Consider the following 12,694-nt stretch of genomic DNA (forward strand, 5'->3'; position numbering starts at 1 on the left):
TTTTTGTTATATAGTTAAGTTAATAAAATCGTGCGTAAACAAACAATGAATTCACATATTACAAAGAGTATTCGTTTTTTGATTAATACTTTTTGTAGTATGTGTTTTTTTTTAAAGTATTATGATTTTATTTAATAAGTTTAAAATGGAGGTCATTGATTATGACACAAGGTACAGTAAAATGGTTTAATGCAGAAAAAGGTTTTGGCTTCATCGAAGTAGAAGGCGGACAAGACGTATTCGCTCACTTCTCAGCAATCCAAGGTGAAGGTTTCAAATCACTTGAAGAAGGCCAAAAAGTTGAATTCACAGTAGAAGAAGGCCAACGCGGACCTCAAGCTGCTAACATCGTAAAACTTTAATTCTTAAATGAATGAAGAAAGAAAACCACTTGTTATAGAGTGGTTTTCTTTTTTATTTCAGAGAAATTTGTTCAGAAATTGTTTAGTAAGATGTGTTAAATTTTAAATGTCATCGTAATTCAAGCCCGTTGCCTTAATTGGCAATGGGTTTTCTTATTTTATTTATATATATAGCTTTCATTTTTTAGCATAATTACATGAAGAACAGATAAACTAAAAAGAAAATTGAGCAAAGGGGGATCGTTTGGATGGACGAGGCAGCTTGGCAAATAATTGCTAAACTAAAACAGGAAACTTACGAAGTAGATGATGTTAAATTTAAAATGACTTCTACTGAAGAAGGAGATGTGACGGTTATTTACTTTTCTTCTTTAGTGGAAAAGATGACCATTCAAACGATGGTTTATATCCCTTTAGCCAATAATATTAAACAAATACATCAAATTTCTGAATATGTGGATTCAAAGAAAATTAGTGAAGCTGTCAAAAAATTAAATGCGGGGCAAACGCTTTTATATTTTCATGAAACGAACGGATTGGTAAGTGTTGATACTTATAGTGCACCGACCAGGGCAATTGCCAACACAGAAACAGAATCAACTGTTATTGGCCCACAGGATGCCTTTACTGAATCGTTAGAAACGAATATTTCTTTACTGCGTAGGCGCATTCAAAGCCCTATGCTAAAAAATGAAAACCGTATCATTGGTTCCGAGGCAAATATAAAAATTTCTATTATGTATATGGAAAACATAGTCAATGAGAAAAATTTAGAGAATTTAAGAAATCGAATCGATCAAATTGATTATCCTTTAATTACTGATGTCTCAGTCTTGAAACAACTAATTGAAGACAATCCTTTTTCACCATTTCCACAATATTACATGACCGTAAGACCCGATAGTGTTTGTCGCTATTTAATTGACGGCAGAATTATTGTTTTTCTAGACAATAGCCAAACTGCGATTGTTTGTCCAACATCATTTTTTGAGATGTTTGTGTCGGTTGAGGATTATTATAACCGATGGACGACGGCTTCATTATTAAGAATGTTACGCTTTTTTGGCTTTTTCCTTACAATCATGATTACGCCGATGTATATATCAGCCTTAACTTTTCATCCGGAAATTTTACCATATGAATTATTGTTAAATCTTCAGGAATCGAGGAGTAAAGTTCCATTTCCGCCTCTTATAGAAGTGTTGTTTATTGAACTGATCGTTGAAGTTTTACGAGAAGCGGGTTCTCGAATGCCGACAAAGGTAGGGCAAACAATCGGTATCGTTGGCGGTATAGTTATTGGAACAGCTGCAGTGCAAGCTGGTCTTTTAAGTAATATTCTTATTGTATTAGTAGCTACATCAGCGTTACTATCCTTTCTTCCCCCTATATTTTTAATGAGTAATGCAAGTCGATTTGTACGATATATTTTTATCTTATCTGCCGGACTGTTTGGCTTGTTTGGACAAATGCTCGCCCTTGCATGGCTAATCCATCATTTACTAAGCTTAAAATCTTTAGGCACTAATTTCATGACACCTGCTATACCACGTAAACCAACTGATTTATTCGATAGTATTATTCGAGCTCCAATAGACTATATAAGGGACAAGAAAGGTATTTCAGGAACAAAGAAAAATTGAGCAAAACAAAGACCAGGCTCTCTAAAAAAGGAGCTACTGGTCTTTTTTGAATTAATAGGCATATGGATTTTCTCTGTGAAGTTGCCAATACAGTTGAACAAGTTGTGTTTCATACTTAAAATGTTGTTCGTAAAAATACATATGTTTCTCTGGATCAATATGTTCATAGTATTTCGCTAACGTACCATATAAACTTACTTTTTGAAGCAATTGTGCTAACCGTGGATCCATTTCATTCCGCCCTTCTTTGTGCTCTAGACTTAACATATGTAAACCCATGAAGTATTTCTGGGCCTGTTAGAAAAAAGAAAGGGAACGGTACTCGATTTAAATTTGAAAGGTTGTAATATGACAACGTTAGGTTCTAGGAATTTTAGATAACTTTATTACATTAAAAATAAAGCCTATCAGTCCGCAAATAAAGAAAACATAGGCTACGAGAATGGACATAGCTTCTAAGTTGTTTGTAAAGATTCGATATCCTCCTAAAGTAAGTAAAGCCAAACTAGTAACCGAGCCAAGCAATGATTTATTCTTGCCAGACAAAAAAACACCCCCAAAATAATGATATATAATATGTTAACATGGATTATTATTTAAGTTAACATATAGGTTTTTTTATGAAACTTAATCAGGTGTATCGAAGCCCTTACTCAAATGGTTTAACTAATTTGTTTCCGCCTTTTTTAAAAATATCTGATAGGCTTCATATTGTTCCTTCAGTTGTAAATGGGCTTCCTCACGTTTTTCTGAGGTTCTCGCTTCTATGTAGGCATTCAAGCATTGAAGATATTCGTTCTTTATATTGAAATCCTCCAAAATATTGTTCTTTAATAGAGGGCTCCATCTGTAGAACGCCACCAGTATGATTAGCAACATCCGCAAATGCATCATATAGTAGCTCAAATAGTTGTGCTCGTTGTTCTCGAGTATACTGTTCACCTGTTTCCCTGAAATAATAAAATACGTTCAATTGGCTTTTGTATGATATATAGTTGTCCATAAAGTAGTGATCGATAACTTTTTATTAGCTGATGTTGGTGGTAAAGCATAATCCCAATCACCATCACTACTACCAAAAATCCTCCTATATATAATATGGCACTCCTATAATTTATTTGCATCCTTAAAAGGTAAATATACTTTGGCAGGGAGGCAGTACTATAATTGAAGGATAACGATCCAAATATCAGTCATATTGCCTTCCATAAAGAATTCATTTTTTCAGTAATTTATTCGTGAAGTATAGGTAAATATTAGGGATTAGATGTAACTGATTTTTAGACAAATAAAACTAAGATCTTAAGGGTCACTCAGATAAAAGTAACCCTTAGCACCAAAATAGGAGTGTTAGGCTAAAAGCTAAACTATATTTACCTTTCTAATGGAGTTCTGGTTGTGATTGTACCAGTATGAATTGGGGTTAGGGTTAACGAATCTTAAGTTACTTTATACTGACCGGTGTCTCTTAGGTGACAGTTTTAAGGTAAAGATTGATCTATCCATGAGGATTAAAGTGTTTTAATTATGTTCATGAATTGCCATTATTATCTGAAAATAAATTTAGAAGATTGTTCTATTTGTTAAAGCAATATCATCTGCAACTTTATAGAAATATCTATTTTTTATTGGGAGAATAACTTCTTCTTCAGGAAGAACCTCTAAAGGTGATTCATTGGAATCTATGTCAATAGCGTTTATACGGTGCCGAAATACTCGATTATTTTCACTGTGGCAAATAAATTTTTGTTGGTCCAATTTTTTCATCTTTCCTCACCTCCCTTTTTAATATGTTGTGGACCCCGTAAATTATAGGTATCTGTTACAAGGAAAAAATCCCCAAGAGAATACATCTTATCCTATATAAATATTTTATGAATAAAGATTGGAAGGCGATTGGTAATATGTCTATAAAGAAAATGATTTCAACCTTTTATGAATGTGATTTTTTGTATAGCTTAAATAATTGAAAGTATAATATGAAATTTGAAGAAATATAAGGAGATAGATTTTTTTCTTGTTACTGAACAATACAGAAAGGGGATAAGTCGGAGGTAAATGAATGAATAGGAAAGCCCTATAGCAAGCTATAGGGCTTTTATGATTTTAACTGTTAAAATCTGATGGGAAATTAAAGAATTTCTGTTAATTCTGAGTGCACAAGTCTTTGAGCAGTAATGATAACCCCTGAAGCAGTTCGTCCGTAAACACTATATAATCCTCCTGTTTGGTTAGGAGCAATTTCAACTTCATATTGAGCCGAATTTCCTAAACCTGGTGTTACAAAAGCAGAAGCGTTTGCACCCACGCTAAATGGAGTTGTTGATATAAGGTGTCTTGTACCGTTTAGTCTAAAAACTCGAACTACGCCAGTAAGTTGACCTCCAGTAAGATTGAGAATTTTGACACGAACGCTAGTTGCATTAGCTGGTTGATTTCCTGTATTTTCTATTGGTCCAGTTGTTAATGGCATGTAATTTTCACCCCCTCCAATGTAAAGATCTATAATCTGCAGATTACCTTTTCATAATATGTAATAGGTTGTTACTTTCCTTGGTCGTATTAATCATATTTCTCAAAAAATAAAAAAATTGTAGAGATGAATTAGTAGATATTTTTTCAATAGAAAACTTATAAACAAAGGTGTTCTTATATACCAAGGCTTATTACATAGTAGAAATATCTATATCTTTATAAGAACTTAAATTGGACGTTATCAATTTAAATACTCAAAAAAAGGAATAAGACATAAACATCTATTTCCTGCTCTATAGCTTGTCATTTAGTTTTTATTCATGTTTGAGCTCAAGTGATACTGTTCGTATCGTTTAATTATCGCGTATAAGTAAGTGAATCAAATTTATGGCACAGAAAAATGCACAAAAAAGCCGCAGCGTCAGCAAACGCCACAGCTTTCTGAAGAATTTATGAAACAATATGTAGATAACTGCTATGAATTGAAATTGGGTTTTCATAGCAGCCATATCATTCATTGTTTTTATACTAAATAAATATTTAACAGATGAAAGATCAATAGAGAACTATTAAGGGCCACCTTGTAGTGACCCCTAAGTAACAATTCGGGAGGTACCAAGTTAAACTAAATTAGCTTAACACTACTATTTATATGATTCGGTGACTTGGGTTTTATAGTTTATTGCCTTTAGTAAAGAAAAAACTATAAAAACAAAATCGTTCCAATTAAAAGGCTGGTATTTGTGAAAGATGTCCTGATGCTTTTTAGTTAGTGCATGCCACATTTCCCTATAGTTCCGGTTATAAAGTGTTTTATTCAGGGAAGAAAGGACAACTTTTGCAGGGAATTATTCCAATTTGATGATTTTTTGCTATTATTAGAGTTGGAGGTGGTTATTAAAATGTATAGTAATACAGCAAATATGCTTAAACAGACTACAAATCTTATCAATGCGTTGATTAAATTAAAACAAAATCTAACTTTTGTGAAATCACATGTTAATAGCGATAAAACGCTGGCCATCTATTTCTTAAGTAATGCATATAGTGACTTTAATTTATTTAAAACTATTTATTTATCCGTAACACCTGGTGACCAAAAAATTGATGAATTTTTACAGGAACATGAAAAATTCTTTCTGGAAGTAAATAAATACTTAGAGCTTTTTAATGATGATAATGTTATGGAAGATAAACTTCATAAGGAAGTCATGTTTTCAATCAACGAAACAGAAAGGTATTTGTTAAATTTATTAGATATGTATAGATAAATCAAAATGCCCAGGTGCTGATTTTAATTAGCCTGGGCAAAAATAGGTTAAGAGATTACTTTGAGCATTCGTATTTTTCCTTAAAGAGCGGGCTTAATTCGCTCCATACATCAAACTTATTGCCATTTATATCATAAAAAACAAAGTTTCTCCCCGTATGTCCTCTTTCCTCAATTTCCCCCACTCTAATTTGTTTTTCAATAAACTCTCGATGTATAGCTTTTAAAGCATGTAAACCATCGACTTCAAACGTTAAGGAAAAATGCTCATTGCCGTAAATATCATAAAAATTGGCGCTTTGATTTTCCTTAGACTTAACTAGAAATATACTTTGGTTAGCAAAATTAAGTATAGCCTTGTCTTTATCTTGATAACTTAATTCCGCTCCTAGTTTGTTTACATACCATTCTGTTGATTGTTCTACACTTACAACTGGAATATAGGTGGTACCTACTCTTAATAATTTTTCACTCAATGATTGTTCCTCCTTCGCCACCTTTTAAAAAGGAAAATTCTGATAATACAAGAGTAGCAGATGCACCCATTTTGAGCAAAAGAGAGTGTTTCTTGAAGCTGCAGCAGCCAATTAGAAACAAGGTATTAGTTCATTCCATGCAGAATATATTGATAGCACGCTAAAGGTAAGGTGGGGACTGCAATGGATAAACGAGTTTTATTTGACTTTGAAATTGAGTTTACAAACGGGGGTGGAATTCAAGGGCAGGAATTCCGTCTTGATATTGATGGTGATGACATATCGGATGAAGAGTTAGCTAAGTATATAGTAGAAGATATGAGGTTATTGATGGTGGGAAAAGTAAGAATCCTTAATAAGAAAATTATTAACGAAAAACATAAACGAAGTCCTACTCATGAATAATATTACTATTGTTATAGAGGACCTAAATATTTTGGATTATTTTCCTAAGCAATATGTTACTATTCAATTAGTAAATGTTAGTTTTGGTGAAAAAGGGGAGTTATGAGGAATATGGGGTTCGAATTTAAAGATTTTCCAAAAATAGAGACAGAACGCTTTATCTTACGAAAAGGAAACGTTGAGGATTGCCAGGATCTTTTTGAGCTTTATTCCGATGAAAATGTAGTCAAGTATATGCCGTTAAAAGTATTTGATTCAATGGCAGATGCATTAGATGAAGTAAATTGGTACGATAAAATTTTCAAGGAACAAATTGGCTTAAGATGGGTAATCGAAGACGCTAAGTCTCAAAAAGTGATTGGAACATGTGGTTATTTGAATTATGAAAAACAACATAACCGTATAGAAATTGGGTATGATTTAAGACCTGACTATTGGGGGAAGGGTATGATGCAAGAGGCTTTAAGCGAGATAATACACTTTGCCTTTACATCGATGGGAATCAATAAAATAGAGGCGAAAATTGAACCGGAAAATACATCATCAATAAGATTAGTGGAAAAATTGAATTTCTCCAAAGAAGGTGTTTTAAGACAGCATGAATTTGAAAAAGGGAAGTATGTTGATCTTGTCATCTTTTCACTTTTGAAAAGTGAATATTAGGAGGTCTAGAAGAGTCACACGCGCAATGAAGTGGGGCTTTTTCTTTTGTTTTGAAACTGCCACAAACATAAAAGCCGCAGCGTTTATAGACGCTACGGCTCGAATTGGTTTATGCCCTTATGTTTAGGCTAGTCAGTTACAAGCATTATAACACATTGAAGACGAAAGACGTTAATTATAACTTAAAGAGTTTGCCTATGCAGTTCTTTTTTTCTGATTGAACTAAGTATAGGCTTGTTGCACAAGAATTTTTCAAAATTAGAAAGGTGTATATTAGAAAATAGCGAATTAAAAGTGTATTACATCATTAAAGGAGGAAGTATTATGACTACACCTGACTACAGAACACCAATTAAAAACCAAATCGGTGGTGTGTTTATCCCAGTTCGTAACCTAGAGAAAGCAAAAGAATGGTACAGAAAAATTCTTGGATTGGAAGGAGGAGAAGAATATTTTGGACACGTATTCGTGGTACCGATGGAAGGTACGGCTGGATTAATATTAGATGCCATGCCAAAGTGGAGAAAAGAGGATGGTGATATTTCTACTTACCAAGTTCCAGCCATTCAATTTTTAACGAATGATATTGAGGCTGCTTATCAATTTATGCAGGAAAATCATGTGGAACTTGTTACAGAGATTCAGGATCATTTTTATTTTGTATTCAAAGATTTAGATGGGAATTTATTAATGATTTGTAAAGAAGCATCTTAATGATTGTAAACGATTGCTTTAATGAAATTTAAGAGTATGTCTTATCATAGAAAAATAAACTCGGATGTCGGTCGATGAGATGAGGTTTAATTGCTAAATGTTAGGACTAACGACCGACCATCTTTTGTAGTCCTTCTTAACAAATACAGATAGAGGGAATAGCATTCATCTACATTCGGTGGGATTATCGAAATTAGAAAACCTTCCATTATTTTGATATTATAAATATCAATGCTAGGAAGAAGGGGATTTTTCTGAACTCAAATGTGTCTATGTTGGTTCAAACTATATTAAATGAATATCTTACACGATTGAATAAACAAATTCCAAATACACTGGAAGGGTTATATTTACATGGTTCAATTGCTCTTAACGCGTATAGCGAAGGTTCTAGTGATATTGATTTTATCGCAGTGATAAACAGACCTTTAACTGAATTAGATGTGAAAGAAATAGCTAATCTGCATAAAGCTTTGAATCAAAAATATAAGGGAACAGTGATGGATGGATGTTATTTATTAGTTGAGGATGTTGGAAAAGACGAGTCGGAGATAAAAAATTGTTTATACGTAAATGACGGTAAAATTAAATGGAGTAATGAAGGGGTTAATCCCATTACTTGGTGGATTCTGAAAAATAAAGGAATAACAATTTTAGGCACAAGTATAGATACATACGACTTCAATGTAAATGACAAAATTCTAAATGACTACATATTAAAAAATATGAACACCTATTGGGCAAATAGATTGAAAGCTAGAAAAAAATATCAATCTATGTCAATTCTGTTACCTAATAAATTAATTGATTTAGAAGTTGAATGGTCAATTACAGGGATGCTAAGACAATTTTATACATTGCAAGAACGTGAAATTGTTTCAAAAGTTGAGGCAAGTAAATATGCTTTAAAAAAATTACCTGAAAGATGGCACAATATTATTAAAGATGCCATAAGTATTCGAGAAGGTTCAAACATCCGTTATTACAACTCAAAAAAACAACGTATTAACGATATGATTCAGTGCATGGATTACATACTAAATACGAGTAATGCTAATCATAATATCAAATTTTAAAAGTCTGTACTAGCTTTTGAAAGTGAATAAATCTATCAATTTCGATGAAGGGGGATAACAAGCAGCGCGTGCGGTAGTTTTTTGCTGCCAGATATCCCTTTTTAATTATATGTAAATGAGGGGATTACCATTGGACTTTGTGGTAACGAAATGTAGTTGTGGAAGGTCTAATTGGATTTTAAATTAAACAGGCGTGGAAGATCAGAAAGAGTAAGAGCATATGTGAGAGAAAAAGGAATCCTACCCTCATTTGACGAAATAATAACTTGCTAGTATTTTATTTTTCAACTAGGAGGGGTTTTTTTGCAATTATTTTTTAAATATAATTGGATGGTAAGAGAAGACTGGTTTCGTTGGTGTGAAGAGTTGAGCGAAGAGGAACTCCTGCAAAACAGAACTGGGGGAATGGGTAGTATATTACATACACTTTTCCATATAATTGATGTCGAATGGAGTTGGATCCGTATTTTACAAGGTAAGACCGATTTTCAGGAGAGCTTTGACGACTATAATAGCTTGGAAAAGGTTCGTCAATTGGCATCGGCATTTCATGCAGAGGTTGAAAGCTTTGTAAACCAATGGGATGACAGTATGGAAGAGCGTTTACTTCATAACACATTAGAAGACGGAAGAATTGAAACACATACATGGGGTGAAATCGTTCGCCATACTATAGCACATGAAATTCATCATATAGGCCAATTATCGATATGGGCAAGGGAAATAGGGAGAGCGCCTGTTTCTGCAAACTTTATTAGACGAGGACTTTCCTCGGCATTGCAAGCTTCAGCAGATGGTCATAGTGAATTAAAAAGGTAGTGTGCTTACAAGTTGTATTTATAGGTTCAAACCATAACCTTCTAAGCAGTTAAGAGAATAAGTGATGTTTCAAAATTTGAAGGAGTATGGTGATAATGGAAGAAAAGAAAATAACCTGGTTAGAACTTTTTTATGACTTGATATTTGTAGCGGCTGTTTCGACTGCCACAAATGTATTACTTCATGTTGAAAAGGGGGAAATTCGCCCGGAATACTTTTTGAAGTTTGTTTTAATATTTATCCCTATCTGGTGGTCTTGGGTAGGACAAACATTGTTTATTAATCGTTTTGGACAAGATTTTTTATATCAGCGTATTTTTACAATTTTTCAGATGCTATTTGTCCTTATTATGACAGCCAGCTTATCGGTTAACTTTGATGAATATTATCTGTCGTTTCTTTTTGGCTATATTGGGTTAAGAGCTCTAACAGCTATCCAATATTTGGTTGTTCAACGTTTTGAAGAGGGCGATAGGAAAAAGGTAGCGCAATTTTTTGGTACACGTTTTTGGATTGGCATCATCATCTCTTGTTTTTCTATATTTTTTGATTCATGGATTCGTTATAGCATTTTGTATACAGGGATTTTAGTTGATATCCTGGTGCCTTTTTTGGGGCGTAAATATTTGGTGAAAGCTCCGTCTTATACGTCTCATTTATTAGAACGCTTTGCTTCATTAACACTCATTCTTTTCGGAGAATCAGTCGTTAGCACCCTTTATGTGCTGCAGCCTCAAAAAGGGGATTGGGATGCTATTTTATTTTCCCTCATATCGTTTATTCTTATAGTTTCAATGTGGTGGCAGTATTTTGAAAATGTTGAAAAGAAAGTTGACAAATCGATCAAAACATCAGGCCAAACCATTATTTATGGGCATCTATTCATATTAATGTCTTTGAGCATGATTGCTGCTTCCATTAAACTATTGTATCTAAATGAGGTTCATTATTCATTTGATTTATATTTTATTTTCGGTTCCGTATGCCTATACTTCATGACAACTACTATTGTTTTTCATCAATACAGGTTTATTCAAGATCGTTTAAAACTTTATCATTTAGTATTATTTATAGGGATCTTAGCTTCCTTCTTTATTATTAATTTGATTGTAGAAGTGCCAAACGTTGTAATTATGGGAGAAATGACGCTGTTTTTTATCATCTATGCTAAATTAACAACGATTTGAGTGAGACTAATAAGTGGATAAAATGGAGTAATCTTTCGTTAATTGAGTGGCTATACATAATAGACATGATGCAGCAGATTATCCAAGCTAAAAACACTCTATTTGAATGTTTCTTCAAAATAGAGTGTTTTTCCATAATGTTTAATTTAAGAAGGGTCACTTGGGATAGTAGTGACCCTAAGTAACAATTCAGGAGGTCCCTGTTAAACTAATTTAGCTTAACACTACTATTTATATGCTCAGCTACATTGGGTTTTATAGTTTATTGCCTTTAGAATAGAAAAAGAATGATTAAAATATTGTTTAAAAAATTCATAAATTATCCTACCATTACGTTGCAAAAGAGTCACTACCTCAATGCTTTACACACCAATTTATCGATTTTTGTAATAACTCATTGGGTTGGAATATAAAGGATAACATAAAAAAGCTGCAGCATTTACAGACACTACAGCAATTTACTAAACAATATGATTAAAAGGGGTCGAAGTTATGAAATTTGAAGAACTATATAATATTGCAAAAAGTGTCTTAAACCCAAAGCAAATTTCAAAAAATTCTTATGCAGGTTCGGTTGCTGCAGCCATTTTAAGTGACAATGGTAAGGTCTATAAAGGGGTATGTATAGATACTCCTTGCTCCATGGGATTTTGTGCAGAACATGCAGCAATTGCTGCTATGATTACTGATGGAGAAAGTAGAGTAAAAAAAGTTATTGCAGTTTATCAGGATGGAACAATAATACCTCCATGCGGAAGATGTAGAGAATTCATTTGTCAAATTCATGACGATAACTATAAATGTGAGGTAATGGTAAAAGACAATACTGTCCTTACTATAAACGACTTACTTCCTGTTCGTTGGGAGTAAATATATTGAAACAATAAAAAAGGGTCACTTGAGTTGGAAGTGACCCAAAGTAATAAATGGGGAGGCCGTGACGGTCAACTAGCGCCACAGCAAGTGCGTGCGATACACTCGATATTAATTTGTGCAATTTAGGGTTACTTATACATAAAAAAACTACTGTAACAAAAAGCCCTACTATCCAAGCGTTTTAAGAAGCGCTTGGCTTGCATGCACCGAATAACTAACCATGGGAAGCTTTCATCTTAGGATGAAGGCTTTTTTGGTGGGATATATTTCATATAAATTTTAAATGGTTTGTAATTAAGTTTAGGATGTTTACTGGATAAAAAAAGCGAACGAATGCTCTTTGTTTGGGAGCTTGGAATAAGGAATTGAATAACGAATTAAATGCCAATCACCATGAATAATGTTAAATATAGGCAAATGCATAGCCCTCAAGCCTAATTTAGCATAACCTATACCGATATCGAGAGGAGGAAACATTATGCGCGATTATTATGATCAATATGACAGAGATAGATATGATGATGACTATGAATATGATTATGACAGTTATGGGAGACGTCGTAGAAGAAGACGTCCACGTTATCAATACCCATATTATCCATTCTACCCATTCTATCCATTCTTTCCGTTCTATCCACCATACTATCGCCAACCATACTACCGTCCATACGGCTACTAATATAAATAAAAAATCGCTCTGCGCAGTTTAAACGGATGAAGGGTTTCTT

At 33.4% G+C, this 12,694-nt stretch carries 16 protein-coding genes; 11 read left to right on the plus strand and 5 right to left on the minus strand.

What is annotated here, in order from left to right; all coding sequences use genetic code 11:
* The first annotated feature begins 161 nt into the window (after nucleotides 1–161).
* Nucleotides 162–362: a cold-shock protein gene (locus SJW71_RS10965; RefSeq protein WP_004225195.1), complete on the plus strand. Its 201-nt coding sequence runs from the start codon at nucleotides 162–164 to the stop codon at nucleotides 360–362.
* 248 nt (nucleotides 363–610) lie between these two features.
* The gene (locus tag SJW71_RS10970) at nucleotides 611–2,005 is read left to right on the plus strand and encodes a spore germination protein (protein ID WP_274793340.1); all 1,395 of its coding nucleotides are present in this window, start codon (nucleotides 611–613) and stop codon (nucleotides 2,003–2,005) included.
* Between the two features lie 51 nt (nucleotides 2,006–2,056).
* On the opposite strand, the gene SJW71_RS10975 is transcribed toward SJW71_RS10970, so the two are convergent.
* The 4 genes from SJW71_RS10975 to SJW71_RS10990 all read right to left on the minus strand — a co-directional run bounded on the left by SJW71_RS10975 (nucleotide 2,057) and on the right by SJW71_RS10990 (nucleotide 4,478).
* Nucleotides 2,057–2,236, minus strand: a complete 180-nt coding sequence (locus SJW71_RS10975; RefSeq protein ID WP_274793339.1) for a hypothetical protein — start codon at nucleotides 2,234–2,236, stop codon at nucleotides 2,057–2,059.
* A gap of 508 nt (nucleotides 2,237–2,744) precedes the next feature.
* Nucleotides 2,745–3,008 carry a hypothetical protein gene (locus SJW71_RS10980; RefSeq protein ID WP_322606559.1) on the minus strand — a complete coding sequence of 88 codons (264 nt, stop codon included), beginning with the start codon at nucleotides 3,006–3,008 and terminating at the stop codon, nucleotides 2,745–2,747.
* 560 nt (nucleotides 3,009–3,568) lie between these two features.
* The gene (locus tag SJW71_RS10985) at nucleotides 3,569–3,772 is read right to left on the minus strand and encodes a hypothetical protein (RefSeq protein ID WP_322606558.1); all 204 of its coding nucleotides are present in this window, start codon (nucleotides 3,770–3,772) and stop codon (nucleotides 3,569–3,571) included.
* 364 nt (nucleotides 3,773–4,136) lie between these two features.
* Complete coding sequence (locus tag SJW71_RS10990) at nucleotides 4,137–4,478, minus strand: ATPase (protein ID WP_274793335.1); 342 nt, start codon at nucleotides 4,476–4,478, stop codon at nucleotides 4,137–4,139.
* A gap of 904 nt (nucleotides 4,479–5,382) precedes the next feature.
* Here SJW71_RS10990 and SJW71_RS10995 point away from each other — a divergent pair.
* A complete protein-coding gene (locus SJW71_RS10995; protein WP_274793334.1) occupies nucleotides 5,383–5,751 on the plus strand; it encodes a hypothetical protein in 369 nt (122 codons plus the stop codon).
* A 55-nt stretch (nucleotides 5,752–5,806) separates the two neighbouring features.
* Here SJW71_RS10995 and SJW71_RS11000 read toward each other — a convergent pair whose 3' ends face one another.
* Nucleotides 5,807–6,226, minus strand: coding sequence for a VOC family protein (locus SJW71_RS11000; protein WP_312506433.1), 420 nt, complete (start codon nucleotides 6,224–6,226; stop codon nucleotides 5,807–5,809).
* A gap of 183 nt (nucleotides 6,227–6,409) precedes the next feature.
* On the opposite strand from SJW71_RS11000, the gene SJW71_RS11005 reads away from it, so the two are divergent.
* From SJW71_RS11005 to SJW71_RS11040, 8 genes are all read left to right on the plus strand, one after another.
* On the plus strand, nucleotides 6,410–6,631 hold the full coding sequence (locus SJW71_RS11005; protein ID WP_274793333.1) for a cyclase: 222 nt from the start codon (nucleotides 6,410–6,412) through the stop codon (nucleotides 6,629–6,631).
* A 111-nt stretch (nucleotides 6,632–6,742) separates the two neighbouring features.
* On the plus strand, nucleotides 6,743–7,294 hold the full coding sequence (locus SJW71_RS11010) for a GNAT family N-acetyltransferase (protein ID WP_274793332.1): 552 nt from the start codon (nucleotides 6,743–6,745) through the stop codon (nucleotides 7,292–7,294).
* Nucleotides 7,295–7,618: 324 nt separating this feature from the next.
* A complete protein-coding gene (locus SJW71_RS11015; protein WP_274793331.1) occupies nucleotides 7,619–8,008 on the plus strand; it encodes a VOC family protein in 390 nt (129 codons plus the stop codon).
* A gap of 311 nt (nucleotides 8,009–8,319) precedes the next feature.
* The gene (locus tag SJW71_RS11020) at nucleotides 8,320–9,084 is read left to right on the plus strand and encodes an aminoglycoside adenylyltransferase domain-containing protein (RefSeq protein ID WP_274793330.1); all 765 of its coding nucleotides are present in this window, start codon (nucleotides 8,320–8,322) and stop codon (nucleotides 9,082–9,084) included.
* Nucleotides 9,085–9,387: 303 nt separating this feature from the next.
* Complete coding sequence (locus tag SJW71_RS11025; RefSeq protein ID WP_274793329.1) at nucleotides 9,388–9,903, plus strand: DinB family protein; 516 nt, start codon at nucleotides 9,388–9,390, stop codon at nucleotides 9,901–9,903.
* A gap of 95 nt (nucleotides 9,904–9,998) precedes the next feature.
* Nucleotides 9,999–11,090: a low temperature requirement protein A gene (locus tag SJW71_RS11030; RefSeq protein WP_431812142.1), complete on the plus strand. Its 1,092-nt coding sequence runs from the start codon at nucleotides 9,999–10,001 to the stop codon at nucleotides 11,088–11,090.
* A 492-nt stretch (nucleotides 11,091–11,582) separates the two neighbouring features.
* Nucleotides 11,583–11,960: a cytidine deaminase family protein gene (locus SJW71_RS11035; RefSeq protein ID WP_274793327.1), complete on the plus strand. Its 378-nt coding sequence runs from the start codon at nucleotides 11,583–11,585 to the stop codon at nucleotides 11,958–11,960.
* Between the two features lie 484 nt (nucleotides 11,961–12,444).
* Nucleotides 12,445–12,645, plus strand: a complete 201-nt coding sequence (locus SJW71_RS11040) for a hypothetical protein (protein WP_274793326.1) — start codon at nucleotides 12,445–12,447, stop codon at nucleotides 12,643–12,645.
* The last annotated feature ends 49 nt before the right edge of the window (nucleotides 12,646–12,694 follow it).

Source organism: Lysinibacillus sp. FW12, from assembly GCF_050817245.1.
Taxonomy (GTDB): Bacteria; Bacillota; Bacilli; order Bacillales_A; family Planococcaceae; genus Lysinibacillus; species Lysinibacillus irui.